This window comes from Ochrobactrum sp. WV_118_8, from assembly GCF_039631535.1.
GTDB classification, from domain to species: domain Bacteria; phylum Pseudomonadota; class Alphaproteobacteria; order Rhizobiales; family Rhizobiaceae; genus Brucella; species Brucella anthropi.
In genome coordinates this window covers 1,111,772-1,138,320 of sequence record NZ_JBDIUZ010000002.1, presented here as the reverse complement: position 1 = coordinate 1,138,320, position 26,549 = coordinate 1,111,772, and the positions used below count along the sequence as shown (strand labels likewise).

Below are 26,549 nucleotides of genomic sequence, written 5' to 3'. Positions count from 1 at the left end.
TTCGTGCTGGGTTATTGTGGTTCTTCCATATCCGCATAAACCAGATAGCGGAGCGGCCCAGGCGTGATAGCATCGAATGGATAACAGGTCGACAGCACAACATGACGGCCTTCGCTATTCACGGCGATCTTCGCTTCATCCCAACGCGCGACGGCCATATGACTAACACGATAGGAAATCGCCTTACCGTCGCTGCGGGTGACGAGTATCTGATCGTTCTTCTCGATATTCTTCAGAAAAGCGAAATGTGTATCGCGATGCGCAGCATACACGGCTGTTCCCCGTTCCCCGGCCATCGGCGTATTGTCCAGATGACCGGGGCCGAAAGCCAATGCCTGACCGCTGGAGCCTTTCAGCGCGATGGCGGATTCATTAAGTCGTGGAGCTTCGATGCGGGCAACCGGCCATGTATCGACCCAGCTCCAGGGTTTGACTGGTGCGCCAGTTTCAATGCTTTCCGCAAAAGCTCGTTCGAGGAGGATCTGTGCCACAAATGCCTTCGCATGGATCCAGATTCCCTGACTGGCAATTATCATCCCGAGCGCAATCAGCACGATGCCCACCGTGGGGAGTAAGGAGCGCCACAGTGCGCTCCCCGTCATAATCGGATTGATAGACATCACGCATTCTCCTTGCGGCGGAAGAACCAGAAGACGAACAAGCCAATCAGTATCAGACCCAAGCCTTGCATGAGCAGTAGTGTCGCTGGCGTTGCCGTTTGCGGCAGCGGGATCGACTGCGATGGCGATGATGGTGATGCAGGGCTTTCGTGGCTGCGGACAGCGTCATTTACACCATTCATGTCCATGTTTGCGTGATCCCCGACGGTGCGATCCGCACGGATGTCGAACAGCTTGTCATAATCCCAGCCCGCGGGCAGTTGCAGAGGAATATCGGCACGGGTCAGCGGCGCATTTGCCGGTCGCGACGGTGTCTTGTCGACAGCTACGAGGCTCGTCAGACGGCTGACCAGATGATGCTCCAGCGCAAGGTGGAGAATACGCGCATCGGCGGCGTCCTGGGAAATTTTCCCAAGGGTAAGTTCCACTTCCGCATCATCGATCTTGCGACGTGCCCACAGTTTTGAAATGCCTTCAGCATTTATTGCCTGATCGAGTGGCAGATTGACTGTCCACGGACGGCCATCAATCTGGCCTTCAATAGCAAGGTTTCCGATCGCCTTGCCCATTCGCGCTGCGATGACAAGTGGTTCACCACGATAAAGATCGGGCAAAAGGGAGGGCGTCATGCTCACATTCTTTTCCGAGAAACTGGTCTTCAGATCGGTAACAGCCGGTTTTTCAAGCTTGTCGAACAGAGCCCGCATGCGTTCGTTCACTTCAGCCGCCGACCCGATATGGGTGAAGGTTCCACGTCCAAGTTCAGCCGCACGGTTCATCAGATAGGCGTTCGGGGCAGAGCCGATGCCGACCATGAAAATACGCGAGCGCCCCCGACGTGCTGCAACGGCATCCAGCAATTGCTGCTCATTGCTGATCTCGCCGTCGGTCAGAAACACGATCTGGCGCAATCCATTACCCTGATTACTGTCATCAAGCGCGGCATGAAGGGCAGGCAACATTTCCGTGCCGCCTTGCGCTTCAAGGCTCGTCACGAAGCGGCGAGCGGACGTGATATTCTCCTGATTGGCATCGACTGAATCTTCGAAGAATTTGGTCAATGTGTCGTCGAAGCGGATTACGTTGAAACGATCTCCGGGTTGAAGTTGCGACAGTGCATAATCCAGGCTGGCCTTCGCCTGTTCAATGGAAGTACCACCCATTGATCCGGAATTATCGATCACGAAGATGACCTCACGCTGGACCTTTTTTGGGCTGGCAAGCGCCGGTGGCGTAACATAGGCAAGCACATAGTCATCCTTGCCGATATGTTCGCGGAACAGCCCGACCTGCGGTGCATCGCTTGCGACGGCGCTCCATTCCAGAACGAAATCACGATCTGCAGCTGCCATTCCGTCCAGCGTGATTTCCCGTGTCGCGTCGTTCGTCGTATCGATCCTGACCTTGTGGAAAAGGCTCTCAACCTTTCCAAGCGGGAAGCCTGCCTTAAGTTTGACTGAGATGCCCACAGGATTTGTTCGCAGGGCAGCCGGTGGGGCCAAAGGCGTCACGAGTGGCGCATTGTAAGTATCAGGCTTGCCCGTATCGCTCGACTTGCCCCAGCCGTTCTTCATTTCGACTTCCTGGACAACCGGGTAGGCATTGTCCGGGTTGTAACGCGGTGCGACGACTAAAGGCACACGCAGCGAGAAACGCTCATCGGAAAGCCGTACCGCCTGCTGATACTCGATCTGGATAACGACTTTCTCGTGCGGACCGATATTGGCGACCGCATTGGTAAACACGTTGGGTCGCTGCTGTTCGATCAGCGTTGCTTTTTTGCCTTCGCTTTTCGCCTGTTCATATATTTCGCGGGCTGTCTGCTTCTCCTTGATGTCAGCGACAATCACACGATCACCGATGACCATCTTCAGCGAATAGACCGCACTTTCTTCTGGCAATGGGAAAACATACAAGGCTTCAACGAAACCGTCGGTCGGGTTCTCGAATGCCTGCGTCAGCCGGGCTCGGACCGTCGGTCCACTCACATCGAGATCGACGTCCGTTGCGAGCCGAGGCGCTTCGACGTAACGTCCGGCTTCGTTTGTCTCCAGCAGAAGGCTGCCGGATTGAACCTCGTTTGGCGTGACCAGAGCGGGTGTTTCAGCGCGGGCCTGCACGATCTGCAACAGACAGAAAATGACAGCCAATGCGGGCAACAACGCCATGTTGCAGAACCAGATGAACGAACAGAAGCGGGAGAGTACCCGACCTCTATTGCTATGATTTGGTAGATTTATCGCGGGTGACATGACGTGCTCCTTGTTCACCTCGAAGAACTGGAGCCATTGTCGCTGGAGCCACTGTTTCCACTCCAGCGTAAGCTTTGCCAAGTTTCAGCCGTCACTTTCCGCAAATCGCCTTGCCGGTTACGCATATGTGTGGAATTGTGCAGAAAAGTACGCAGTTCAGGATAAGCCATGTCCGATCAGAACTCTCATCTGCCCGACCAGATCAATGCCCGTGTTGCAGTCCGGATTCGTGAGGAAATCGCCCGACGGCGTATTTCGCGCCAACTTCTGGCCGATGAAGCGCGGATCAGCCTATCGACTTTGGAAAAGGCGCTGTCGGGTCACAGGCCCTTCACGCTCGCAACAATCATCCGGCTCGAACAGGCAATGGGCGTCGCCCTGCGCGAACAGGCAGGTGAAGCGCCCGCCCAGTTGGCCAGAAATGGCAACAGTCACGCAGCGGAAGAACTGGGCGCCTACTCGCGCGCCTCGGTTTCATGGCTTGAAGGTGATTACCTGACCTTGCGTCCGTCCTTTGGGGAGGACAAGGCCATCTTCGCTTACATCACGGAAATCGGTTGGGATTTCGATGCCGGGCATCTCAATTTTCGTGAGCGTGAACGTTCTGACGTCTCGTTCTCACAACAGGGAGCTGTCTCCGTTCCACATCTTTCGGGACACATCTATCTCGTCACGAATACATCTGGCCAGTACCGTATGGCCGTGCTCTCCCGCCCAAGCATCACAGGCGAAATGTTCGGCATCCTGACGACATTGCGTGCCGGGCAGGGTGCACATCTGACACCAGTTTCGACACCGCTTGCGCTCGTGCCCATGAGGCAATTTGTCGAGTCGTCATTTGGGCGTGTGCGACCTGGCGACATATCCTTTGCAGCTTATTCGGCAATTCTGCACAAGACATTGGACGACGGCTATGCGGGTTTTATTTCGGGGTAATTTTACAGCGAAATCCAATTCGTTTTGGCCTTACTCCGTTCAATCCCTCTGTCTGTAAACGTTGTCGTTATGATAATTAAGTGTACTTTCGTAGCCATGAAATCTCGTATACTTTCCGCTGGATAACTCCTAACCCGGAGGATTGTCGCGTTGAAAAATTTATTGAGCGCAGCATTTTGTGTCCTGCTACTTGGGGCTTTCAGCCAGTCCGCGTCCGGTGCGTCAATCGGTGCTGGCAATCCCTATCCTGTTAGCCACTACAAGTGTGAGGATGGCACTCAGTTGGCGGTACGCCTCTTCGGTGATCGCGCTTCCGTCTCTGTTAACGGCAATGCGGCGATTGATTTACCTTCTATCGGCAAAGAAGGTACGACCTATTCGAACGGCCGACAAACGCTGACCATCATACAGGGACGTCTCTCATGGGGCGTGGGCCGCGCTGTTCCTTCAGCATGCAAGGGCGGTTGAAGGGCAGGTCTTGCCACGAGGGAATTGGCAGGCAGAGGAAATCAGTCCATTGGACTGATTTCCTTCGTTAGGTGCTTTGCGTGTTTACTGGAAATGGCCTAGCTCGGACTGTGAATAATCCAAAACTTCTCCAGATCACTCGGATTATCCCATGCTGCTACAGCGCCGGGACGAACGAGGAAGATATCGCCCGCCACGAATGTCACGCTTCCCTCGTCAGGGTTTGACAATGTCACCTCGCCCCTGCGCAGCATCATCAATTCCGAGAATGAATAGGTGATCGGATGACGAGCATAAGGCGTCGTGGCCCAGATGCCCCAGGCGATTGGATCGTCACTTTGGAACTCGTGACGGGAAGTCGTTGGTGCAGGGGTGGTCAGAAGTGCCGGATTGGGCGCTCCGCCAGGTGACATGGGATGGTCAAGATCAAGTTTACCGAAGGATACGCTTAGGCTCTCCTGATGTATCGTGAGGATGACACAATCTGCCGCATGTGCGCGCCATGAGAATATGCCTGCAGGCAGACTTGCTACCTCACCGTTGGTCAGTGTGATTTCGAGACCATTATTGTCCCGGATATTCAAAGCACCATCACACAGCATTATGATGGAGGAAAACAGGCTTTCTACCCCTGTTCCTTGGCCAGAAAGGATTGCGCGTCCGAAGCCGAAAGGCTCCGTCGACTGACCGTCCAGGCTGATGGCTCGGAAAGCTGTTTCCAGATCGGAGCCGCAAGCAGGTGCAACGCCCAGATTGATTACGTTTCTCAGCACGTTAGGTTCTTTCTGCATGGGATTTATTTCGATGCGAAACCAAGGCTGTCCTTGATCCAGTACCAGCGGATGCCGAGGTCCATGACAGGCTTGCGGATCGCATGCCAGGCAAGGCGGGGTATGCTGGTGGTCGGATAAACCATGGGGCGGCCTTCGGCGATATATTCGGCATACATCTTGCCAAAGGCAGTGGCCATGGCCACGCCCCGGCCATTATAGCCAAGCATGGCATGCAAGCCCGCAGCGGGATTGTGAAGATGTGGCAGGCCATCCATGGTCAGCGCCACGTGCCCGGACCAGTGATAATCGATGCCGATACCTTCCAGCTGTGGAAACAGCCGCACCATTCCGGCTTTCAACGCTTCCATCAGCGCTTTCTTTTCGTTCATTCCGACGGCGCCGCGTCCGCCAATAAGAAAACGCCCGTCTTCAGATTGGCGCATATAAAAAGCGATCTTGCGTGTTTCGGATAGAACCACTCCGCCTGGCATGATCTCCCGCCGCTGCTTTTCTGAAAGCGGCTCTGTCGCGATCAGCATGCTTTGCACCGGAAGAATGCTTTGAGCGAGACCCGGTACAAGGTTGTCAGTGTAAGCGTTGGTGGCGACAAGTGCTTCGCGTGCGCGAACCGACCCATTTGCGGTCTTTGCAATCCAGTCGCCATTCTCCGGCATCAGAGAAGTAACGGAGGAATCTTCAAAAATCTGAACGCCGCGTGCCGTGGCGGCGCGGGCAAGCCCACGGGCATAATCCAGCGGCTGCAGGGCACCTGCGCGGGGATCGCGCCATCCGCCGAAATAGCGCTCCGTGCCGGAAAGCTCAGTAATCTGCGCGCGATCCAAAATCTCGACTTCGACGCCTTGCGCCTGCCATTGCCGCGCACGCTTATGGACGGCAGCGGTTGCAAGCTGGGAATGGGCGGCCTGTATCCACCCGGCTCGAACAGGAGAGCATTGGATATCAAGTTCGCGTACAAGGCCGAAAACAAGATCGCCTACACCACCCACGAGGTCGATCATGCGCTTGCCGTGCTCTGGACCATAGGCAGCCAGAAGATCTTCGGGGTCATGCTTCAAACCGGGGATCACCTGTCCGCCGTTGCGTCCTGATGCGCCGAAGCCGACATGGCGCGCCTCAAGGACCACTACAGTTTTCCCGCGTTCGGCAAGGAACAACGCGCTGGAAAGGCCTGTAAAGCCGCCTCCAACAATAACGACGTCCGCCTCGTGCACGCCATTCAGTTTGGAATGGTTCGGTTTTGCCTCGCCAGCTGCGTTCCACCATAATGAGCGTGAGAAGCTCTCAGGGCTGCTTGCCATTTTCATCTTTCTCCAGCGTTTTTTCGGCCTGTCGAGCGACTTCACTCGGGTTTGTTCACCCAGAGCACGAAGGCTTCGGCTTCACCATTATTGAAGAATCTGTGGCGGGTCGTTGAAGGCAGTGCAAATCCGTCACCTGTTGAAAGCAGGTACTGTGCGTCTTCAATCTGCAGCGTGAAACTGCCCGAAATGACGTAACCCAGCTCCTCGCCGGAATGCGTGTAGCATTCCTCACCGGAACTCCCGCCCGGAATGATCCGCACTGCGAAGGATTTCATGGTCTCAATGAGTTCAGGCGAAGCACGGTGCTTGATGACGCCACCAGCGTTCAGCACTTCTGGCTGTTCTCCAGCACGCAATACATAGGGATTAGCTCGGGCAGCCGCGGCGAAGCCTTGCGGGTCGATGAGCTGGGCCGGGCTCATGGAGAGCACCTCGGCAATCGTATAGAGGGTACGCACAGTCGGCGATACGAGGCCCCGCTCGATCTGTGACAAGGCACCCGTCGACAGACCAGAGACTTCCGACAGATAACCGAGAGTGAGACCCAGTGTCTGCCGTCGCAAGCGAATGCGCGCTCCAATATCCCCTGCGTCGTTGGGCGCAGGCTCGCTGGTCGGGGCGGTCGGGGATATTTCTGCCTTGTTCACTTTTGGCATCCTTTGATGGCTCTCGCTACAAACAGGATTGAATCGGGGTTGATTAGTTTTCACTATTCTGCATCATATTTGATCTACGTTCAATAAACTAAAAACAAAATCCATCCAAAACATGGAGGGGGACATATCGGACATGGCTCACAAGGATACACCTTATTGGTGGGAAGCCGCTCCGCCGCGTAGCATCGAGAACCACGAAATCGAGCGGGATTGCGACGTTGCCATTGTTGGTGCGGGTTATGCGGGGCTTTGCGCTGCTCTTCATCTGGCGCGCGCAGGGCGAAAGGTTCAGGTTTTCGAGCGGGAACAACTGGGGTTTGGCGCTTCCAGCCGCAACGGCGGCTTTACCAGTGGCAATATTCGTCCCGACGATAAGACACTGGTGCGCAAGTTCGGCTTGGAACGTGCGGTCAAGATTGCTGCTGAAGGCCATGAAGCGCGTCGCTTCATGATCGATTTTCTGGCTAATGAAGGCATCGACGCGGATTTCCAGCTTGTGGGACGGTTCAGCGGTGCGATGACGCGCGCCGAATATGACGATATGGCGCGAAGCGCTGAAGCTATCCAGCGCGCGACCGGCATTGAATCCTATGCGGTTCCCTTGAACGAGGTTCGCCGCCATATCGCCACGGACCTCTATGCTGGCGGCAGCGTGCGTATGGATATAGGCGGTCTGCATCCGGCAAAATTTCATGCGGAACTGGTGCGGCTTGCACTCGCTGAAGGGGTGCTGATTCACGCCGAATGCCGCGTAGAAGGGATCGACCAAGGCGCTGATAAAAAGACAGTAATTACCGCGCGTGGCCGCGCTCAGGCACGCGAAGTCCTTGTTTGCACGAACGGTTATACCGACCATTCGGACCGTTGGTTGCGTCAGCGGCTGGTGCCTTTGCGTTCACGAATCATCGCAACCGAGGATCTGGGTGAGGAACGTGTGCGCGACTTGGTGCCGGGGTTGAAAATGCTCACCGACACCCGTGCTATGACTTACTATTTCCGCCCATCGCCGGATGGACGGCGCATTTTGTTCGGTGGGCGTGACGTAACAAGCCGAGGCGACCCGGATAGTGCCACGCAGCGCAATTATGCAGAAATGTGCAGGGTTTTCCCTCAACTTGAAGGCGTTGGTATCTCGCATAGCTGGTTTGGCTATGTGGCGATGAATCGGGACATGGTGCCTCGAATTTTTCAACGTGGAGCGGTTCATTATGCAACCGGTTTCTGTGGCTCGGGTGTCGTCTGGGCTCCCTGGCTCGGCCTCAAGGCAGCGCAGAAAATACTGGGCGTACCGAACAGCGAGAGCAGTTTCGATTTTCGTCCCCCACGTCTTGTTCCTACGTGGCGCGGAAAGGCCTGGTTCATGCCGCTGGTTTTCGCCGACCTTGAACGGAAGGATCGTAAGTTGGAGGCAACAGCATCCAGTGAGCGAGCATTGAGAAACAGCACAGGTTCTCAGGGTGGCCACGAGTGAGAAGCCGCAACGCGGACGCTGGTCACAACGAATTTCACTTTATCAAACGCGGTTTCACAACCGGCGTTACGAATAACAGGCTTATCGCTGCATTTAGGAAGGAGAATGTCATGCGTCTCAAGAAAATTTTCGGTCTGGCGGCTATGGCGGTCATCATGGGGGGCGCGATGCCTGCCTTGGCCCAGGAGGTCGTCAAAGTAGGCTCTTCGCCCACCGGTTTGCCGTTTACTTTTGTGAACACGGAAACCAAGGCGATGGATGGCGTATTGGTCGATGTGGTCAAGGCCATTGAATCGGATATCGGCATCAAGCCGGAATTCGAAGCCGTGCAGTTTTCGGCGCTCGTGCCATCGCTAACCTCGAACAAGATCGACATGATTGCTTCGGCAATGTTCATCACGGAAGAGCGGGCAAAGGTCGTGGACTTTTCTGATCCTGTCTATGGTTATGGCGAAGGCGTCTTCGTACCGGTTTCGGATGATACCGCATACAAGACCTATGCGGATCTCAAGGGCAAGACCATCGGCGTGCAGGTGGGGACCACTTTCGTCGATCTCTTCAAGAAGAGCGGGCTGTTCAGCGATGTTAAGGTCTACAAGGGCATTCCCGATATCATTGCCGACGTGAACGCCGGGCGTATCGATGCCGGTTTCGGGGATGGTCCGATGGCTGCCTATTACCTCTCTCAGGGCCGGTTCCCCAAGGTGAAGATGGTCGAGAGTTATGAAGCTTCGGCTGGCGGCGAGTTTGGCCTGGCCCTGCGTAAAGGTGATGAACGTATGCCCAAGATCAACGCGGCCATTGCCCGCATCAAGTCGGACGGTACGCTTCAGAAAATTCTTGCGAAATACGGACTGAAATAATTCCAGTGCGAGCATGGGGATCAATCCCCATGCTCGAAATTTCAGGTGTGCTCCACGCGCGCGTCCGAGCTGAAGCTCTTCATGCTTTTCGGTCTGGCACGAGACGGGGCCTACCGGCCGCAAGGCCTAATCCCCGTTTGATCGCGCCAAATAAATAGAGTTAAAGCCAATGCAAAATTTTCTCATGGACATCCGCGAGTTCTTCCCGATCTTGCTGGAAGGCGTGAAATACACGCTTCTCGTGACCCTGGGTTCCCTTGTCCTTTCGACGCTTCTGGGGCTCGTTTGGGCGCTGATGCGGGTATCGGGGATTCGCTGGGTGTCGGCTATTGCCGCAGCTATCGTTAATGTGATCCGCGGTATCCCCATTCTGGTGCAGCTGTTCTATATCTACTTCGTTCTACCGGAATTCGGCATTGCGCTGTCCGCTCTTCAGGCTGGTATCATCGGTCTCGGCATTGCCTATTCGGCCTATCAGGCAGAAAATTTCCGCGCTGGTATCGAAGCCATCGACCATGGACAGACGGAAGCCGCGCAGTCCATCGGTATGGGCTGGTTCATGACGATGCGCCGCGTGATCCTGCCGCAGGCTGTTCGCGTGATCCTGCCGCCTTACGGCAACATCATGGTCATGCTGTTGAAGGACAGCTCGCAGGCATCGGCCATCACCGTTGCTGAACTAACTCTACAAGGTCAGCTGCTTGCCTCTTCGACCTTCAAAAACATGAGCGTCTATACGCTGGTTGCCATGTTCTACCTCTGCCTGAGCTTGCCGTTGATGATGGCTGTCGGGCGCCTCGAAAAGCTCTTTGGTAAAAGAAACGGACACTGATCATGGCGATGATTGAAATAAAGAACGTCACCAAATCCTATGGTCCGCTTCAGGTTCTCAAGGGCATCAGTGCTGATGTGCAGAAGGGTGAAGTGGTCTGCCTCATAGGTCCCTCCGGTTCGGGAAAATCCACGATGCTGCGCTGCCTGAACGGGCTGGAAACCTATCAGGGCGGCGATATTCTGATCGAAGGCCAGCGGGTCAACGCGAAGGATCGTTCGATCCACGATATTCGCACGCGAATGGCGATGGTTTTCCAGCGGTTCAACCTGTTTCCCCATCGAACCGCACTTGAGAATGTCATTGAGGGGCCGGTCTACGTCAAAGGTGAAAAGCCGGCCGAAGCGCGCAAGTATGGCGAGCATCTGCTTCAGCGCGTGGGTCTCGGAGACCGGGCCAACCATTATCCGGGCCAGCTTTCCGGAGGTCAGATGCAACGTGTTGCGATTGCCCGCGCCTTGGCGATGCGGCCGCAGGCAATCCTTTTCGATGAGCCCACGTCTGCGCTCGATCCTGAATTGGTGGGCGATGTGCTTGATGTCATGCGCAGTCTTGCCGATGAGGGGCTCACCATGCTGGTAGTGACGCACGAGATGGGCTTTGCCCGCGACGTAGCTGACCGTGTGCTTTTTCTCGACGGCGGTGTCATCGTTGAACAGGGTAAGGCCAAGGACGTGCTCGGCGCACCCCAGCATCCGCGTACACAGGACTTCCTGCGCCGCGTTCTCAATCATTGATCCAAATTTACGCGTGACACATGCCTTGTGTCGCGCTGGAGGCGTCATGGCTTTCTATTGTTATCTGGATGCGGCGCGGACCGAGCAGATTCGCGACGTGTTTGCCCACGAACTGCCGGAGATGGAGTTCCTCTCCGGCGCGTTAGATGCAGACACTGCGGCAAGGGTTCGTCATTTGCTATGCTGGCAGGCTCCTGAAGAGCTGGCGGAGCGCTTCCCTTCATTGGAAATCATTTTCTCAAGTGGGGCGGGTGTAGAGCAATTTCTTGAAGCAGATATCCCTTCTCACGTTCGCATTGTCCGCATGACCGAGCCAGGTCTTGCACGGATGATGCAGGAATATGTGACGCTCGCCGTGCTGTCCGTATTCCGGCAATTGCCCGCTTATCTGAAACAAAGCCGTGACGAGATTTGGCAGACGCTTCCTCAGCCAAGTGCGCATCGCCGCCGGGTGGGTGTAATGGGGCTTGGATATCTTGGCCAGGCCGCGTTGACAGCGCTCAAGCCTTTCGGTTTCCCATTGTCCGGCTGGAGCCGCAGCGAGAAGAATATTGAGGGTGTGCAGTGTTTTTCCGGTGAGGATGGGCTTCACGAATTCGTTGCACAGACAGATATACTTGTCTGCCTTCTGCCGCTCACGGCGGAAACGGAAGGCTTGATCAATGCCGGGTTTATTGCGCGCCTGCCGACGGGGGCAAGTGTGGTTCTGGTCGGTCGCGGGCCGCATACGGATTATGATGCCCTTCTTACAGCTCTCGATAGTGGACATCTTTCGTCGGCTTTCATTGACGTGACTGCACCTGAGCCACTTCCATCGGCGCATCCCCTTTGGTCGCATGCAAAAGTAATCCTTACACCCCATATCGCTTGCGTGACTGACAGCCATGGAGCGGCTGACATACTCGTTGAAAATCTGCAGCGGCTGCAGAAGGGCGAAGCGCTTATGGGGGAGATTGACCGCAAGCGAGGCTACTGAAGCAGAGGGGAGCCATAACGTTGGCGATCGATCAATGAACCTCCATCGTGGCGGGGTGCAGTTCGATATTGTTCACTCCGTTGCGGCAACAAGGCGTTTGCATGCGCTGACCAGATCAGGCTCCGACAGCAGTGCACCGCCGACGAGGTACATGATGTCATTGCCGTAAGCTTCGCGCATTTCCGGGATGCGGGCGAAGGTCATGCCACCGCCGGGTGCCGCGACGATGGCCTTGGGACCACCCATATCCACGGAGCAGGTCTTTGCGATCGATTGACATTCCTCGCGAGTAAAGCCGAAACGGCCACCGAAATTTGGATAGACCACGGCGTCAGCGCCCATCAGGCGGTGCAGTGTGCCAAAAAAGGCACGGTGCGAGAAGCCACAATCAGGTGAGACGACGTTGGCGCCGGAAAAGGCCGGGTGCGAGACGATGTGCAGGGAAAAATCCGGATCTGCAGCAAGTGTACGCACGATATCATAGCCTGCAAGCGCTGGAGCGATCATTACACCGCCTGCGCCGTATTCCTGCGCCTGTTTTGCCCGCTCGATGATCGCGGTTGCAGGGCCTGTGATGTTAGGAACGAAACTCGTGCGACCGCCGCTCTTCGCATTCGCCTCGCCGATCGCCTCAATACAGGCCTTCAGCCGCTCCTCGAAGGGAGCGGTCTTCTGGTCGACGAGACCGTGGTCGTCCTTCACAAAATGCATACCGCCCAGCGCGAAATCATGGGCGAGGCGGGCAAGCTCCGTAGTCGACAGGCCGACCGGCTTGATGGCGGACATCAAGAGCGGCTTTTCGCCGATGCCAGCGCGGGCACGCAGGCCTACTATGCCGTGGCGTGGTCCCTTGCACAGATCAAGCAGGCCCGGCGACAGGCCGATATCCTCGACCTTGATGCCGGGCTTGATGGAGCTGTTACCAAAGACGATGTTGAGAAACTGCAGGAAATCCCCGCCGATATCGTCCTCCGAATAGGAGATTGCGGCGAGAAATCCCGGTCTGCCTTCGGGATCCTGGAGCAGGCTTTCCAACCGACCGAGTATCTCGTCCTCGACATAGCCTTTCGGCACGACGTTGCGCGGGATTTCCACGGTCTGTTCCAGCGCGATGTCGAGCGCACGCGCTTTGGCCTCCGCCTCGTCGGCGGCGCGCACGAAATAGGTAACCGTAAAGCGCGGTGCCATCAAAGCGCCTCGGCCTTCTGTGCGGAATGCACATGATCGAGGCGCACTTCCACCAGTTCCTCTTCGCCGATGGCGAGATTCTTGCCGACAAGTTCTTCAATTGCCGAAACCAGAGCGCCAGCATCCAGCCCATATTTCTTCATGAGATATGGCTTCGAGGCGCCGTGCGCAAAAGTGTCGTTGAGACCAAGGCGCTTGAGGCGGATACCAAGCCCTTCTTCCGCAAGGATTTCCGAGACCAGCGAGCCGAGGCCGCCGATGATGGTGTGGTTTTCCAGCGTGACGATACCTTTCTTGCCGCGCGCGGCTCTCAGGAGACCGTCCTTATCGAAAGGTTTCAGCGTGGAGGCGTGAAGATGATGGATCCCGACACCACGCGCGGCAAGTGGGCCAGTGGCGCGCAGCGCTTCCTCGGTACATACGCCGGAAGAGACGACGAGGATGTCATCGCCTTCCGAGAGCGTGCGTAGCTTATTGAATTCAAAAGGCGTTGAAAACAGACGAGGTACTTCGCCGCGCAGGATGCGCACATAGACCGGGCCGTCGATGCTGTCGGCGACTTCCAACACAGTCTCGACTTCCGTCGCATCGCCCGTTTCGAGGATCGTCATGTTCGGTACCGCGCGTAACACGGCAATATCCTCAATCGCCTGATGCGTAATGCCGCCCGGTGTGGTGATGCCGGGAAGGAACCCCATTAATCGCACCTTGCGGTTGGAATAGGCAATCGAGTTGATCAGCTGGTCGTAGGGCCGTCGATAGAGGAAGACCGAAAAGGTATGGATGAACGGCCGGAACCCCTGCATGGCGAGACCGCCAGCAAAGGACAACATGTTCTGTTCGGCCATGCCGAGAGTGAGAAACTGCTCCGGATGCCGATCGCGAAAACCATCGACTTCGCAAGACGAGGTGAGATCAGCTGAAAGGCACAGAACTTCCGGACGCGCGGTGGCGAAGGCTTCGAAAGCCTTGGCGTAAGGGCGGTTGACGATTTCGACCATTGTCAGGCCCTTTCCATCGCAGTGAGATCGATACCGAGTTCGATGGCAAGTGCCGTCTGCATTTCCTGCCTCTCTTCCGCGCTCTTGAATCGGACATAGTGCAGGCGCGGGAAACGCTTCTTCAGAAAATCCATGCCCTGGTAAGGCGAGGTGTTGGCGAGGATGACAAGTGGCTTGTCAGCCTCCGCGCTCTCGGCAGCTGCACGTAGTGCGCCCAGATCGTGGCCATCCACCGAACGGCAGGTGACCCCAAAGGACGCCACACGGGACGCAAGGTCGCCAAGGTCGAGCACGGAAGACATGGCGCCGTCGCATTGCTGGCGGTTTACATCGACGATCACGCGGATGTTGTCGATCTTGTGATAGCTCATTGCCGCAAGACATTCCCAGGTCTGGCCTTCCTGGAATTCGCCGTCGGACATATAGACCCAGACTTTGCCGGGCTCCTTTTTACGCAGCCGCGCCCAGGCGACGCCTGACGCCATGGAAAGCCCCTGGGCCAGCGATCCTGTGGTCACTTCCATGCCGGGGCTATGTTCGGCGCCGATCATTTCGACGGAGCCGCCATCCTTGTTGAAATGATCAAGCGCGTGTTCGTCCATCCGTCCCATTTCGATCAGCGCGGAATAGATGACGAGCGCATAATGGGCAGGCGAGATAAAGAAGCGGTCGAAGTTCGGACCGACGGGACCATGATATCCGGCGCCGGTGAAGGCATCCGGATTATGCGCCGAAGGCACGCCACGGAAAGGCAACGGCACTTTCGGTAGGGTTGGCTCGCCGAGCGTCAGCAACTCATTGTAGAGCAGCGCAAGGCTCTCGGCGGCGGAGCAGGCCTGGCTCAGATAGCCGCCATTGTTCTTCATCGTATGGAAGAAGACCCGTCGACGGATGCCGAGTGCGATTTCCTCGGTGGATTTTTCGTTGGTCAGAACCATCGTCTCAGCTCCTTTCCGGGAAGAGCGCCTTCAGGCCTTCAGGCGACGGCGTTGCGATGCCGCGCTCCGTGATGAGGCCGGTGATGAGGCGGGCTGGCGTGACATCGAAGGCGGGATTGGCGGCAGGGCTGCCTTCGGGCGAGATGCGGACGCTCGCAATGGATCCATCGGCGGCGCGGCCCTGGACGAAGCTCACTTCGTCGGCGGTGCGTTCTTCGATCGGGATTTCCTTGACACCGTCATGCACCGTCCAGTCGATGGTTGGCGAGGGGAGTGCAACATAGAACGGCACGTCGTTGTCACGCGCCGCGAGCGCCTTGAGGTAGGTGCCGATCTTGTTGCAGACATCGCCGTTTGCAGTGGTGCGATCTGTGCCGACGATCACCATATCGATATCGCCGTGCTGCATCAGATGTCCACCGGCATTGTCGACGATCAGCGTGTGCGGCACACCATGGCCGTTCATTTCCCAAGCCGTCAGATAGGCACCCTGATTGCGCGGACGCGTCTCATCGACATAGACATGGACCGGGATTCCTTCCTCGACGGCCATATAGATCGGCGCGGTCGCGGTGCCATAATCGACGGTAGCAAGCCAGCCTGCGTTGCAATGGGTAAGGATGCGCACGGGCTCGCCCGGATTCTTTTTCGAAGCGATCTCGCGAATGACATCGAGGCCGTTCGCGCCGATTGCGCGGTTGAGCTCAACATCTTCTTCGGCGATCTCGGCGGCACGCTTATAGGCAGCATCCGCACGTTCCGCCTCAGGCAATGGACGCAGATATTCGCGCATCGCATTCAGCGCCCAGCGCAGGTTGATGGCGGTGGGGCGGGTCTCGTTGAGTTCTTCCCATACGGCATCGAGGTGAGCATCCGAGGGGTCTTTCGCCATCGCGATGGCGACGCCGTAGGCGGCGGTGACGCCGATCAGCGGCGCGCCGCGTACCCACATGTCGCGGATTGCATCGGCGACATCGGCGACGGTTTTCAGTGTCACGACACGGAATTCATGCGGCAGCCAGCGCTGGTCGATGATGTCAACGGAGCGACCGTCTTCGTTCAGCCAGATCGTATGGTAGTGGCGTTCTCCGACTTTCACGCGAGAATCTCCTTTTCAAGCCGCTCCACGGTCTCTCGGATATCCCGAAGACTATGGATGCGCTGCCGGTTGACGGCGAGGTGACGCCCGAACTTCAGCGCCTTGCTCTCGCAAGAAGCGCGGCGGTCGGGGTCGGTGATGGTTTCAAAATCGGCATTGTGGGCAAGGCCCAGGATGCGGCGATGGGTTTCGATGCCAGCAAAGCCCAGCATTTCGTGCCAAATCTCGTCGATGACGATGTTGAGTGCCTGTTCGGCGGCAAGCGGGTCCTGGCGATCTTCGAAGAGGCTTGCCTGATAGAGGATACCCTTACGCTCCGTACGCCACAGGCCAGCGAATTCGGCGCGGAACGTTTCCCAAAGTGTGTCGATCGTATCCAGAAGGTAGGCACGCATGCTGTCGCGAGCGCCGGGTGCAGTCTCATGACCAGCCTGTGAAAAATAGCTCATCCAGAAATTGGCGATCAGCATACCGACGTCGAAGCTGATCGGACCGTAAAAGGCAAATTCCGGATCGATGACACGGGTCTCATCGTCGGTCACCATGACCGAACCGGTGTGCAGGTCGCCATGGCATAGTGTTTCAGTCTTGGCAGAGAAGAGGTGTTTCAGCCGCTGCGCTTCCACCTTGAGCTCGCGGTCGGCGCGCAATTCCGCCACGATTGGATCGAGCTGCGGTGTGGTGTGGTGATTGAGCTTTGCCTCAAAATAGGGATCGGAAAAGACGAGATTTTCCGTGATGTCGCAAAGCTCGACATTGTCAGAGAACAAAGCGACATCCGCCTTCTTCTCGCGGGTCACCATGGAAAGGTCGGACCCCCGGAAAAGAGTACGAGCAACGAAGAGGCCGAGGTCACGACCGATCTTGGGAAGTTCGCGACCGTCAATCAAAGCGCGGCGCAGAATGATGTGTGGGGTCAGGAATTCCATGACGATGATTGCCTGGGCTTCGTCAAAGAACAGGATTTCCGGTACCATACCCGGGTCACGCGCGCCCTGGCGCTTGAGAGCGTGATATTCGAAAAACGAGCGCTTGAGTGGAAGCGGCCAGCTTTCGCCGACGAGGCGCACGTAAGGCAGCGCCTGCTTGACGATCACAGCGCCCGCTTCGCCTGTGACGATGAAGACCAGATTGAGATTGCCATCACCGACTTCCCGGATGGCCCAACGCGACGAATCGCTTCCGACCTTCTCTTTCAGGGCGGCATTGCCGCCAAGCCGAACTGGCAATGTCTCTGTACTCAGCGCCTCGAAGACGTGGCTGTCCATAATGCTCTCCTCCTGCGCATGGGCCGCCTCCACCATGCGCCGCCATGCCGTCTTTCCCACAGCTAAGGCATCATTCTGTCAAATGTCAATGGCCTTGACATTTGATGGTGGCCTATCTTAACGTGGCGTCAGTGGGAGGAATTTATGAGCGAACAGCCAGTGTTTCGCATTGAGGACGTGCGCAAATCCTTTGGACCGGTGACGGTCTTGCAAGGTGTTGACCTCGACCTCAAAGCAGGCGCAGTGACGGTTTTGATGGGTGCCAACGGCGCCGGAAAATCGACGCTCGTGCGCATCCTCTCGGGCGTCTACACGCGTGGTGGCGGCACCATCACGCTGGCAGATGCTGCCTTTGATCCAGCGACGCCCGCCGAGGCAATCCGTGCCGGCGTTGTCACAGTGCATCAGAACATCAATGACGGCGTCGTCGCCGATCTCGATGTGGCGACCAATCTCACGCTCGATCGGTTGAACGGGCGTGGTGCGCGGCTTTTTTTCAATCCGCGCCGGGTGCGTCGCGAAGCGGCGGCGGTCGCCTCGCGCATGGGCCTTGCCATCGACCTTTCGGCCAATATCACTGACCTGACACTTGCGGATCGCCAGATGGTGGCGATTGCGCGTGCCATGGCGCATGAACCGAAAGTGCTGATCCTCGACGAACCGACGTCGTCGCTTTCCAGTGCCGAGGCGGATCGTCTGTTCGACCTCGTTGATCGGTTGAAGGCGCGGGGTGTCGCCATTCTCTATATCTCGCATCGCATGTCGGATATTCGTCGCCTTGCCGACAGCATCGTGTCGCTGCGCGACGGTCGCATCACGGGCCGTTTCGAGGGGCCGGAACTCGATTACGAGGGCGCGGTCAATGCCATGTTGGGGCGCAAGGTGTCGGCTGGTGCCGTTGCCGTGCGCGACGCAAGTCGCCCGGTCTTCAGCGTGCGGGGCCTTAAGCTTTCCGAACAGGCGCGACCCTTCGATTTCGATCTCGGCGATGGCGAGATCGTCGCAGTCACGGGTCTTGTTGGAGTCGGCAAGACGGCACTTGCTGAAACGCTGTTTGGTGCGCGGGCCCCGGAAGCAGGCGAAATGACGCTGGATGGCGTGAACTATGCACCGAAGACAACGGGTCAGGCGATTGCTAGAGGCGTTTTCCTTGTCGCCAAGGACCGTGCGATTAGCGGCATCGTGCCGGACTTCAATATCTACGAGAATATCAGCTTGCCATTCTTACGCCGGCTTTCGACTTTCGGCATTTCAAGCCGACGGGCAGAGAAGGCAACGGCGCGCCAGCAGATTTCGTCGCTCGGTGTCGTCTGCCGCAATGAGCGTGACGAGATGCAGACGCTGTCGGGCGGCAACCAGCAGAAGGTTATGGTTGGCCGCTGGCTTTCCGAGCCATCGCGACTGCTCATCCTCGATGAGCCCTTCCAGGGCGTCGATATCGCCGCTCGTCGCGACATAGGTGAGAAGCTGCGCGCTTCTGCGGCAGGGCGCACCACAATTCTTTTCCTGACGGAGCTCGATGAAGCCTTCGAAGTCGCCGACCGCATTCTCGTGATGTCGGAACACACCATCGTAGGCGAGCACCGCAATGTCGACGTCGATGTCGAGCGGCTGCTCTCCGAGATTGCCGGACAATCCCATCAACAGGTCAGTGCATGATGATAAGTGAACAGAGCAAATCCGCCGCCACCGGCGCAGTTCCGCCTGCGGTCCTGAATATCCGGGAAACCGCGATCAAATATGGCTTCCTCGTGCTGCTTGCTGGCATGGTGCTCTATTTCTCGGCTGTAACCGGTGGTTTCGCTTCGCCCCAGAGCGCGGTCTTTATCCTGCAATCCGTGTCGATCACCGGTATTCTTGCACTTGGTGTCACCGCGACACTCGTTGTCGGCGGTTTCGATCTTTCCATTGGCTCGGTTGCGACTACCGCCATGATGGCTTCGTCCTATGTGATGGTGGTCATGGGTGGTGACGCCCTGACAGCGACACTCGTCTGCCTAGCCGTGGGCGTGCTCGTCGGTTTGGTGAACGGGATCATCATCGTCTATATGCGCGTTCCCGATCTTCTGGCGACGCTTGGAATGATGTTCCTGCTGCTCGGCCTGCAGCGTATCCCGACCGAAGGACGCTCGATTGCAACGGGCATGACGTTGCCGGATGGCTCGACGGCAACGGGCGCTTTCAGCCCGGCCTTCCTCGCGCTTGGCCGTCATCGTTTCGATTTCATCCTGCCCAATCTGGTGCCAGTTTCGGTGGTCGTGTTGATCGTGCTGGCCATCGTCATTTGGTTCTTCCTTGAATATACCCGCTTCGGCCGGATGATGTACGCTGTCGGCTCCAATGAGCGCGCGGCAAGCCTCGCCGGCGCGCCGGTCAATGCCTACAAGATCTCGGCCTATATCATCTCCGGCGTCTTCGCCTCGATCGGCGGCATTCTGCTTGCCGCCCGCCTCGGGCGCGGGGATATCGCCTCGGGCAATAATCTGCTTCTCGATGCCGTTGCCGCAGCCCTCATTGGTTTCGCAGTGCTTGGCGCTGCCAAGCCGAATGCGTTCGGCACTGCCGTTGGCGCTCTCTTCGTCGGCATTCTTTTGCAGGGCCTGACGATGATGAACGCGCCTTACTACACCCAGGATTTCGTCAAGGGCGCGGTGCTCGTCATCGCCCTGATTTTCACCTTTGCGCTCTCGAAAAGAGGCAAACGCTGAGGCGGGAACCTTCAGCGGGCTAACAATATTGATCAGTGGAGGAGACTGACATGAATTTCACGCGTAGAACCCTGGGCAAGCTGACGCTCGGGCTGATGGCTGCAGCAACATTTGCCACGCCGTCCCTTGCGGCGGATATGCCGAAACCTTTCGACAAGCCGGGTGAGGTGAAGATCGCACTCGTGCGCTATCTGTCGACCGGCGACTTCTTCCAGTCTTACCTCGCGGGCGTTGAAGCACAGGCCAAGGCGCTGGGCGTCCAGCTTCAGGTGTTCGACAGCCGTCAGGATGCAGCTCTGCAGGCCGATATGGTCGATCAGGCCATTGCGCTTGGTGTGCAGGGCATCATCATCCAGCACGGCCTGACTGAATCTATGAAGGAAGCCGCCAAGCGTGCGGTCGACGCGGGCATCAAGGTGGTGGCTTTCGATGTGAATGTCGAGAACGAGAAGATCCCGCAAGTCGAGCAGTCCGATCATGACCTCGCTCGTTTGGCACTTGAACAGGCGATCAAGGACAATGGCGAGAGCTTCAAGGCTGGCTATGTCTATGTCGCAGGCATCGCGCCGCTCGACCGTCGTGACGAGAAATGGAAAGAGTTCAAAGCGAAATATTCGGGCATCAAGGAAGCTGCCCAATTCGGCACGATGGATAATCCCATCGCCAATTCGGTTGCCAATCAGGCGCGCTCGGTGATTTCTGCCAACCCCGACATCACCGTGATGTTTGCACCCTATGACGAATTCGCCAAGGGCGTGAAGATTGCGGTCGACGAAGCGGGCATGTCTTCCGACGTGAAAATTTACTCGGCGGATATCTCGACCTCCGACATCGCCGCCATGCGTGAATCCGGTTCTGCATGGGTCGCGACAGCAGCGACCAACCCGGCTGTGGTTGGTCAGGTTTCCGTGCGCTCGCTCGCCATGCTGCTGGCCGGTGAAAATCCGGGCAAGCAGGTCATCGTGCCGCCGACGCTGATTACGCAGAAAGATCTCAACGATCAGGACATCAAGAATATGGAAGAGCTCGGCACGAAACTGCCGCAGTTCGCCCATGCCGATGTTGCCATGCCTGCATGGATGCCGAAGCCCTGATTTAGAGCATTTCCAGCAAAGGTGCGAAGCGGCTTTGCGTAGGATAATGCGGTGAAACAACCGCTCTAGGCATGACGGAATGAAGAAGGGGCGGTCCATCGGACCGCCCCTTTCTATATGTCTGAAAGGCTGAGGAAGTTGTCTGCACCAGCCCGAAAAATCAACGCATGGCTGCCGCGATATTCCCGCCATCGACGGTAGTCACGTCGGCCGTCGTGCGTTCGGCTAGTGCATGGTGCACGAAGGCACGGGCGACATCTTCAGCCGTCACTTCAAGGCCAAGCAGATTGCCGCCCATATAGTCCTTGACGGAGAGGCCGCGAGCCGCAGCCCGATTGGCAATCATCTCATCGTTCAGCAGGCCGGAACGGATGCGATCGGCATTAACCGCATTGACGCGGATGTTGTCGGCACCGTGTTCCAGCGCGTACTGGCGTGACAGGAAGAGCGTTGCCGCTTTCGGCAGGCCGTAGGCACCGAATTTTGCGCCCGGATTGACCGCCTGCTTGGAGGCATTGAACAGCAGTACGCCGCCGGTTTTCTGTGCCTTCATGATGCGCACGGCATTTTGTGCGACAGTCTGATGAGCGAAGAAATTGAGCTCGAAACTCTTGCGCAGCAGCGTGTCGTCCATCGTGGCGATAGGGCTTTCCCAGGCCGCGCCGGCATTTGACACCACAATATCGACGCCGCCAAATGTTGCGACTGCCTTATCAAAGGCGGCTCGCACAGATGCGGGATCGGTGATGTCGCAGGCAATGCCGATGGAACTGTTTCCGGCAGCCTTCGCAACCGCCGAAGCCTTCTCGCCATCGAGATCGAGCGCAACGACATGAGCGCCCTCGGCTGCAAAGGCCTTGACGACGGCAGCACCGATGGCTCCCGCACCGCCAGTGACGACAGCGACCTGCCCAGTGAACGGTTTCGGCTTGGCGCCCGCGAGCTTTGCCTGTTCGAGCGACCAATATTCGAGATCGAAGAGATCGGGACGGCTGACCGGCTCAAAGCGACCAACGGATTCTGCATCGCGTGCTGCTTCGATCCACATCTCGCCGACATCGACGGCGATGGTCGCATCCTTGAAGGTGCGACCGTGGCCAAACATGCCAAGGCCGGGCACCAGCGTCAGGCGCGGCATGGGATCGAGCATGGTGCGCTTGACATCGTCGCGCGCATCGTTGCTACGGAAATATTCGGTGTAATTGGCGACGAAGGTTGCGACGTGCTGGTCGATGACGGCACGGTAGCCGGCGAGATCATCCGTGGCCGGTGCGGGCAACACCATAGGGCCGGTCTTGATGCGGATTGAAAGATCGGGTGTGGAGACACCGCGCGCCGCCATGTCCGCGACCTCGCGGGCATTGACGAAATCGAGAATAGCCGGAGTTGTGCGGAAAACGCTGACCATCCGGTCGTAGCGACCTTCTCCCTTGTCGACGGCAACTGCGCCGCGCAGCATGGAGGCGATATCGCCGGGCCTTGCCAGCGAAGCAGGGAGGGTGGCGGGCGTGAACGGATTGCGACCGTGGTTCTTGACGTGATCCTCCGCGACCGTGACATAGTGGATCATCCGGTCATAGGCTTCCTTCGCAGTGTCGCCAAAGGTGAAGATGCCGTGCTTGTCGAGGATCAGGCCCTCAACCGTCGGGTCCTGTTCGAACACTTCGGCGGCCGCCTTGGCGAGCGCGAAGCCGGGCATGATATAGGGCACAAAGCCCATTTTCTTGCCGAAGAGTTCTGTGCTCATCTTCTGGCTCTCGGCCTGATCTGCAATGGCGAGAATAGCCGTCGAATGCGTGTGGTCGATGAACTTGTGCGGGAGGAAGGCATGCAGTAGCGCTTCTACCGAAGGGTTCGGAGCGGCGGGTTCGATGAGATTGGCGCGCAGCAGCGTCACCATATCCTCGTCCGAAAGCCTGTCGAGTTTGCGGCTCTTGAGAAGGGCGTCGATTTTCACAGCGGGCAGGCCTGCCGGTTCGATAGTTCCCATGTCCCAGCCGCTGCCTTTGACGCAGAGCACCGCATGCGTGTCGCCGACGAGGTCTGTTACCTCGGTTTTTACCGACGTGTTGCCGCCGCCATGTAGCACCAGTCGTGGCTCGCCACCCAGAAGCCGCGTCGTATAGGTACGCAGCGCCAAATCGCGGTTGACGCCTTTCGCGGCGTATTCGGCGATGACCTTTTCCGCTTCGTCATCGCGCCAGAGATTTTCCATGGTAGTCAGCCTCCCGATAAACCGGCCCGACCGGCATCGGCGGACCCAAACTTTTCTGGCTCAAGCCTTGCTTGAACCGCCTTTGCCGAGCCCATCCTCGCTCCAGCGATCCAAAATCCGACGCGCCATGGAGGTGGTAATGACGAGATGGGAAGCAAAGTCGCCCTTCAACGCCGCCACCAGGGGCTCGAACTTGTTGTCTTCCTGCACGACAAGCATGCGTTTCTTGATGGCGCGAATGGAGGCGAGGTCGGCGGAAATGCAGCGCCTGTTGTGATTGCAATCCAGCCATTGGCCATCGCGATCTATGAGCTGACCGGCAATGACCCCGGCAGCGCCCTTTTCGCCCATGGCATGCATGTCGGCAGCCGAAAGCGCGCCGCATTTAACGAGATGGCTGTCATCCTCAATACCGCCGACGGAATAAAGCGCCAGATTGCAGTCCGGGATTGTAGCGAGCTGTTCTTTGATGACAGGTTCACCGCGCAATTCGTCAGCGAGGCGCTCGGAAGAGAGAACGAGCGGCGCGTAGAAGTTGATGCCTTCGGCATTGAGGCGGCGAGCGATTTCCGTAGTGCATTGGTCCGGCCTATAGGAATAGGGCGCACCGAGATTGCCGCAGAGCTGAACAACGGTAACGCTGCTCAGATCTGCGAAAGGCATTACGTCGGCAATGTGATAGACGGTGCGGCCCCAGGCAACGCCGACGCGGTCGCCCTTGTTGAGGAGTTCAAGGAAAACAGAAGCTGCGACGACAGGCATTTCAGCAGCTGGATCCATCGCTTGTCGGTCTTCCGGCACCAGCCAGACAGTGTTCAGGCCTGTCGCGTCTTCCAGTTCACGCGCCAGCACATCGTCTGAAAACAGTTCTGAGGAGGTCGAGATCGTGACGATCCCCATCTCGCGGGCCTTGCGCAGATACATCGCAATCGAAGCGCGGGAGATTTCAAGCCGCTGCGCTACCTCGTCTTGGCGCAGGCCGTGCGTATAATATAGCCAGGCGGCCTTATGGATGATCTGGTCAATCGGTCGGACGGGCATTGGGGTTCTTTCCTCGGTGTTCTGACATTAGTCATCGATACTGACAAAAGTCAATGCTTCAGCGCTGGCGAACGACGTGACATAATTAAAAGAGAATTTAGCCTGACGAACCGAGTGAACATCACGGGAGTCTCGGAAGGGCATTTATAGAGTTTTCGAAGTCCATGCGAACTTGGTTTTTTACGTTCAGTGACTTTCAGTTCCGCTTATTGCGGAGCGAATCTTTAAAACAATCGAGGCTTTTGGCATTCCGTCTGCCTGACCATTTGACGTCGCCCCCTGATTAGATTTGATTGAAGATGGCCTTAGAAACTCGCCCGATCCTCTGTTCGTTGTATCTTCCCCCCGCCAGATGTTCGGGGGTGTATTGCTGGAATGTTCCGATCGCAACGTCCTTTTTTGGTGATCGTAGCACGTTCATCAAACGCTACCTGATCGAATTGGCCGAGCCGTTTGAAGCAGTAATGAAGCCTTCAATGACACCAGTTTTAAACCATTTGCGCAGGTTATGGCGGCATCGTCAGCTGTTCCAATCACCCGCGCGAAAGTGCATAGCTCGTGCCGTGCTGTCCGTGTGTGCCGGGCAAAAGTCCACTTATCTCCGATAAGTGGATCGTTTTGGTTGCCGGTTGATATAGCTTGGCGGAAAGTCTGGCTTTGGGTAATCATAGTTGAGGGGTTGCCAAGCCCTGGAAACCTAATATCTGCCGAGACGGAGTGAACATGGCCATAGACGATATTTCATCTCTCCCGGTTTCGCAGTCCGTTGTCGGAAAACTGACGAGAGCAGCGATCTTTCTGGTCGTGACTATGAATGACGGTCATGAAGCAGAAAAGACTGTGCGTGGTCTGTGCGCTGATCTTTCGAGCCTGGTGCGAGGTGTCGGTTTCCGGCGATTGAATGGGCAACTCTCCTGCGTCACCGGTTTTGGAGCGCGGGCCTGGGACCGTCTCTTCGGTTCACCGAGGCCGAAGGAGTTGCATGTATTCCGTGAGATACGCGGCGTTCATACCGCCGTATCGACACCCGGTGATATTCTATTCCATGTCCGGGCAGACAGCATGGACCAGTGCTTTGAGTTGGCAAGTCATATCATGTCGCGGCTTGTAGGTTGTGTTTCCGTTGCCGATGAGGTGCACGGCTTTAAGTTTTTCGACGACCGCGATCTCTTGGGTTTCGTCGACGGTACCGAAAATCCAGTCGATCAGGCCGCTCTTGCCGCAACTCTCATTGGAAACGAGGATCCTGAATTTTCCGGCTGCAGCTACGTGATCGTCCAGAAATATCTTCATGACCTCAATAGCTGGAACAGAGTCCCGATCGAGGAACAGGAAAACATAATAGGTCGGCACAAGCTGTCTGATATTGAGCAACGCGATGAGCAAAAGAAGCCTTATGCTCACAATGTACTTACGAACATTGAAGAGAACGGAGAACAGCTTCAGATCGTGCGTGACAACATGCCTTTTGGCGCAGTAGGCAAAGGAGAATTCGGCACTTATTTTATCGGCTTCGCCCGTTCGCCGTCTCGTATCGAGAAAATGCTGGAGAATATGTTTATCGGCAATCCACCCGGCACTTACGATCATATTCTCGATTTCAGTCGTGCGGTAACAGGCTCACTGTTCTTCATTCCTACTGTGACTTTCCTTGATGCTGTTAGCCCCGACACAACCTCGGCGACACTTGCACTCACACCTGATTGATCTCCAGTTTGGCTCCGTCGGGCCGGCTGATAGCCGCAATAGGTTGGCAGGCCAGAAAACCTGTGCTGGTGGCGGGTGGTGTTGCCGCGCGCTTCGATATTCTAAAGAACATCTTCTCGGGGCAAGATTTGCTACTTCGTGAAAGCGTCCGCTTTTACCAGCGGGTGCACTGTCGACGTGATCGCAAATGAGGTTGATCCGGACGGACGCAGCTTATTGGTATGTCATCGGGTAGGCGTGGATTGCTGTAAAACTGGTACGACTGCATCGGCTTCCTGAGCTGGTTGTAGACAATCTATCGCCCCCATTGAGAGCGAGTGGTGAACGATGTACTTGATCCAGCAACCAAACAAAAAACGCGGCGCTGATCTCCAAAGTCATTCA

23 protein-coding genes are annotated in these 26,549 nt (G+C 56.9%); 11 read left to right on the top strand and 12 right to left on the bottom strand.

Features of this window, described 5'->3' with window-relative positions:
- Positions 1–11: 11 nt before the first annotated feature.
- Together ABDF71_RS19355 and ABDF71_RS19350 are read right to left on the bottom strand one after the other, a co-directional pair.
- On the bottom strand, positions 12–620 hold the full coding sequence (locus ABDF71_RS19355) for a class GN sortase (RefSeq protein WP_010660482.1): 609 nt from the start codon (positions 618–620) through the stop codon (positions 12–14).
- Entirely contained in the window at positions 620–2,788 is a 2,169-nt protein-coding gene (locus ABDF71_RS19350; protein WP_258124626.1) for a marine proteobacterial sortase target protein, read from the bottom strand. Before ABDF71_RS19350 ends, ABDF71_RS19355 begins: the two co-directional genes overlap by 1 nt.
- A gap of 252 nt (positions 2,789–3,040) precedes the next feature.
- Between ABDF71_RS19350 and ABDF71_RS19345 the strand changes: the two genes are divergently transcribed.
- Positions 3,041–3,808, top strand: coding sequence for a helix-turn-helix domain-containing protein (locus tag ABDF71_RS19345; RefSeq protein WP_010660480.1), 768 nt, complete (start codon positions 3,041–3,043; stop codon positions 3,806–3,808).
- Between the two features lie 150 nt (positions 3,809–3,958).
- A complete protein-coding gene (locus tag ABDF71_RS19340; RefSeq protein ID WP_011983120.1) occupies positions 3,959–4,276 on the top strand; it encodes a hypothetical protein in 318 nt (105 codons plus the stop codon).
- A 98-nt stretch (positions 4,277–4,374) separates the two neighbouring features.
- On the opposite strand, the gene ABDF71_RS19335 is transcribed toward ABDF71_RS19340, so the two are convergent.
- From ABDF71_RS19335 to ABDF71_RS19325, 3 genes are read right to left on the bottom strand one after another with little or no spacing between them, the layout of a single operon-like run.
- Entirely contained in the window at positions 4,375–5,067 is a 693-nt protein-coding gene (locus tag ABDF71_RS19335; protein WP_010660478.1) for a cupin domain-containing protein, read from the bottom strand.
- 5 nt (positions 5,068–5,072) lie between these two features.
- Positions 5,073–6,368, bottom strand: coding sequence for an NAD(P)/FAD-dependent oxidoreductase (locus ABDF71_RS19330; protein ID WP_029928571.1), 1,296 nt, complete (start codon positions 6,366–6,368; stop codon positions 5,073–5,075).
- Between the two features lie 41 nt (positions 6,369–6,409).
- Positions 6,410–7,027, bottom strand: a complete 618-nt coding sequence (locus ABDF71_RS19325; RefSeq protein WP_010660476.1) for a cupin domain-containing protein — start codon at positions 7,025–7,027, stop codon at positions 6,410–6,412.
- 133 nt (positions 7,028–7,160) lie between these two features.
- Here ABDF71_RS19325 and ABDF71_RS19320 point away from each other — a divergent pair, with 133 nt between their 5' ends.
- From ABDF71_RS19320 to ABDF71_RS19300, 5 genes are all read left to right on the top strand, one after another.
- Positions 7,161–8,498: an NAD(P)/FAD-dependent oxidoreductase gene (locus tag ABDF71_RS19320; protein ID WP_010660475.1), complete on the top strand. Its 1,338-nt coding sequence runs from the start codon at positions 7,161–7,163 to the stop codon at positions 8,496–8,498.
- 110 nt (positions 8,499–8,608) lie between these two features.
- Positions 8,609–9,361 carry an ABC transporter substrate-binding protein gene (locus tag ABDF71_RS19315; protein WP_010660474.1) on the top strand — a complete coding sequence of 251 codons (753 nt, stop codon included), beginning with the start codon at positions 8,609–8,611 and terminating at the stop codon, positions 9,359–9,361.
- A gap of 169 nt (positions 9,362–9,530) precedes the next feature.
- Entirely contained in the window at positions 9,531–10,193 is a 663-nt protein-coding gene (locus tag ABDF71_RS19310; protein ID WP_011983115.1) for an amino acid ABC transporter permease, read from the top strand.
- An 8-nt stretch (positions 10,194–10,201) separates the two neighbouring features.
- Positions 10,202–10,930, top strand: coding sequence for an amino acid ABC transporter ATP-binding protein (locus ABDF71_RS19305; RefSeq protein WP_010660472.1), 729 nt, complete (start codon positions 10,202–10,204; stop codon positions 10,928–10,930).
- A gap of 46 nt (positions 10,931–10,976) precedes the next feature.
- Positions 10,977–11,906, top strand: coding sequence for a 2-hydroxyacid dehydrogenase (locus ABDF71_RS19300; protein ID WP_029928567.1), 930 nt, complete (start codon positions 10,977–10,979; stop codon positions 11,904–11,906).
- A gap of 72 nt (positions 11,907–11,978) precedes the next feature.
- Here the strand turns inward: ABDF71_RS19300 and ABDF71_RS19295 are convergent, their stop codons facing one another.
- Genes ABDF71_RS19295 through mtnK form a run of 5 tightly spaced genes read right to left on the bottom strand, consistent with a single transcriptional unit; the run spans position 11,979 to position 17,400 of the window.
- Entirely contained in the window at positions 11,979–13,094 is a 1,116-nt protein-coding gene (locus tag ABDF71_RS19295) for a RuBisCO large subunit C-terminal-like domain-containing protein (RefSeq protein WP_010660470.1), read from the bottom strand.
- On the bottom strand, positions 13,094–14,095 hold the full coding sequence (locus ABDF71_RS19290) for a transketolase family protein (RefSeq protein WP_011983111.1): 1,002 nt from the start codon (positions 14,093–14,095) through the stop codon (positions 13,094–13,096). Before ABDF71_RS19290 ends, ABDF71_RS19295 begins: the two co-directional genes overlap by 1 nt.
- Before the next feature lie 2 nt (positions 14,096–14,097).
- Positions 14,098–15,033 carry a transketolase gene (locus ABDF71_RS19285; RefSeq protein ID WP_010660468.1) on the bottom strand — a complete coding sequence of 312 codons (936 nt, stop codon included), beginning with the start codon at positions 15,031–15,033 and terminating at the stop codon, positions 14,098–14,100.
- A gap of 4 nt (positions 15,034–15,037) precedes the next feature.
- Complete coding sequence (mtnA, locus tag ABDF71_RS19280; protein ID WP_010660467.1) at positions 15,038–16,132, bottom strand: S-methyl-5-thioribose-1-phosphate isomerase; 1,095 nt, start codon at positions 16,130–16,132, stop codon at positions 15,038–15,040.
- Positions 16,129–17,400 (bottom strand): S-methyl-5-thioribose kinase, encoded by a 1,272-nt coding sequence (mtnK, locus tag ABDF71_RS19275; RefSeq protein WP_029376151.1) that lies wholly within the window; start codon positions 17,398–17,400, stop codon positions 16,129–16,131. The genes mtnA and mtnK overlap by 4 nt, the downstream gene beginning before the upstream one ends.
- 144 nt (positions 17,401–17,544) lie before the next feature.
- Here mtnK and ABDF71_RS19270 point away from each other — a divergent pair, with 144 nt between their 5' ends.
- The 3 genes from ABDF71_RS19270 to ABDF71_RS19260 are packed head-to-tail and all read left to right on the top strand — an operon-like array spanning position 17,545 to position 21,202.
- Positions 17,545–19,059: a sugar ABC transporter ATP-binding protein gene (locus ABDF71_RS19270; protein ID WP_029928561.1), complete on the top strand. Its 1,515-nt coding sequence runs from the start codon at positions 17,545–17,547 to the stop codon at positions 19,057–19,059.
- Positions 19,059–20,108 carry an ABC transporter permease gene (locus ABDF71_RS19265; protein ID WP_029928559.1) on the top strand — a complete coding sequence of 350 codons (1,050 nt, stop codon included), beginning with the start codon at positions 19,059–19,061 and terminating at the stop codon, positions 20,106–20,108. Before ABDF71_RS19270 ends, ABDF71_RS19265 begins: the two co-directional genes overlap by 1 nt.
- A 50-nt stretch (positions 20,109–20,158) precedes the next feature.
- Entirely contained in the window at positions 20,159–21,202 is a 1,044-nt protein-coding gene (locus tag ABDF71_RS19260) for a substrate-binding domain-containing protein (RefSeq protein ID WP_010660463.1), read from the top strand.
- A gap of 160 nt (positions 21,203–21,362) precedes the next feature.
- Here the strand turns inward: ABDF71_RS19260 and ABDF71_RS19255 are convergent, their stop codons facing one another.
- Both ABDF71_RS19255 and ABDF71_RS19250 read right to left on the bottom strand, forming a co-directional pair.
- Complete coding sequence (locus ABDF71_RS19255) at positions 21,363–23,417, bottom strand: bifunctional aldolase/short-chain dehydrogenase (protein ID WP_010660462.1); 2,055 nt, start codon at positions 23,415–23,417, stop codon at positions 21,363–21,365.
- A gap of 60 nt (positions 23,418–23,477) precedes the next feature.
- Complete coding sequence (locus ABDF71_RS19250; RefSeq protein ID WP_029928557.1) at positions 23,478–24,458, bottom strand: sugar-binding transcriptional regulator; 981 nt, start codon at positions 24,456–24,458, stop codon at positions 23,478–23,480.
- 723 nt (positions 24,459–25,181) lie between these two features.
- Here ABDF71_RS19250 and ABDF71_RS19245 point away from each other — a divergent pair.
- Positions 25,182–26,165, top strand: a complete 984-nt coding sequence (locus ABDF71_RS19245) for a Dyp-type peroxidase (protein ID WP_010660460.1) — start codon at positions 25,182–25,184, stop codon at positions 26,163–26,165.
- Positions 26,166–26,549: the final 384 nt, after the last annotated feature.

What these genes read in the sequence shown, in the direction of transcription:
- ABDF71_RS19355 (WP_010660482.1), bottom strand. Translation starts at nt 620, where the DNA reads ATGTCTATCAATCCGATTATGACGGGGAGCGCACTGTGGCGCTCCTTA.
- ABDF71_RS19350 (WP_258124626.1), bottom strand. Translation starts at nt 2,788, where the DNA reads ATGGCGTTGTTGCCCGCATTGGCTGTCATTTTCTGTCTGTTGCAGATC.
- ABDF71_RS19345 (WP_010660480.1), top strand. Translation starts at nt 3,041, where the DNA reads ATGTCCGATCAGAACTCTCATCTGCCCGACCAGATCAATGCCCGTGTT.
- ABDF71_RS19335 (WP_010660478.1), bottom strand. Translation starts at nt 5,067, where the DNA reads ATGCAGAAAGAACCTAACGTGCTGAGAAACGTAATCAATCTGGGCGTT.
- ABDF71_RS19330 (WP_029928571.1), bottom strand. Translation starts at nt 6,368, where the DNA reads ATGGCAAGCAGCCCTGAGAGCTTCTCACGCTCATTATGGTGGAACGCA.
- ABDF71_RS19325 (WP_010660476.1), bottom strand. Translation starts at nt 7,027, where the DNA reads ATGCCAAAAGTGAACAAGGCAGAAATATCCCCGACCGCCCCGACCAGC.
- ABDF71_RS19320 (WP_010660475.1), top strand. Translation starts at nt 7,161, where the DNA reads ATGGCTCACAAGGATACACCTTATTGGTGGGAAGCCGCTCCGCCGCGT.
- ABDF71_RS19315 (WP_010660474.1), top strand. Translation starts at nt 8,609, where the DNA reads ATGCGTCTCAAGAAAATTTTCGGTCTGGCGGCTATGGCGGTCATCATG.
- ABDF71_RS19310 (WP_011983115.1), top strand. Translation starts at nt 9,531, where the DNA reads ATGCAAAATTTTCTCATGGACATCCGCGAGTTCTTCCCGATCTTGCTG.
- ABDF71_RS19305 (WP_010660472.1), top strand. Translation starts at nt 10,202, where the DNA reads ATGATTGAAATAAAGAACGTCACCAAATCCTATGGTCCGCTTCAGGTT.
- ABDF71_RS19300 (WP_029928567.1), top strand. Translation starts at nt 10,977, where the DNA reads ATGGCTTTCTATTGTTATCTGGATGCGGCGCGGACCGAGCAGATTCGC.
- ABDF71_RS19295 (WP_010660470.1), bottom strand. Translation starts at nt 13,094, where the DNA reads ATGGCACCGCGCTTTACGGTTACCTATTTCGTGCGCGCCGCCGACGAG.
- ABDF71_RS19290 (WP_011983111.1), bottom strand. Translation starts at nt 14,095, where the DNA reads ATGGTCGAAATCGTCAACCGCCCTTACGCCAAGGCTTTCGAAGCCTTC.
- ABDF71_RS19285 (WP_010660468.1), bottom strand. Translation starts at nt 15,033, where the DNA reads ATGGTTCTGACCAACGAAAAATCCACCGAGGAAATCGCACTCGGCATC.
- mtnK (WP_029376151.1), bottom strand. Translation starts at nt 17,400, where the DNA reads ATGGACAGCCACGTCTTCGAGGCGCTGAGTACAGAGACATTGCCAGTT.
- ABDF71_RS19270 (WP_029928561.1), top strand. Translation starts at nt 17,545, where the DNA reads ATGAGCGAACAGCCAGTGTTTCGCATTGAGGACGTGCGCAAATCCTTT.
- ABDF71_RS19265 (WP_029928559.1), top strand. Translation starts at nt 19,059, where the DNA reads ATGATAAGTGAACAGAGCAAATCCGCCGCCACCGGCGCAGTTCCGCCT.
- ABDF71_RS19260 (WP_010660463.1), top strand. Translation starts at nt 20,159, where the DNA reads ATGAATTTCACGCGTAGAACCCTGGGCAAGCTGACGCTCGGGCTGATG.
- ABDF71_RS19255 (WP_010660462.1), bottom strand. Translation starts at nt 23,417, where the DNA reads ATGGAAAATCTCTGGCGCGATGACGAAGCGGAAAAGGTCATCGCCGAA.
- ABDF71_RS19250 (WP_029928557.1), bottom strand. Translation starts at nt 24,458, where the DNA reads ATGCCCGTCCGACCGATTGACCAGATCATCCATAAGGCCGCCTGGCTA.
- ABDF71_RS19245 (WP_010660460.1), top strand. Translation starts at nt 25,182, where the DNA reads ATGGCCATAGACGATATTTCATCTCTCCCGGTTTCGCAGTCCGTTGTC.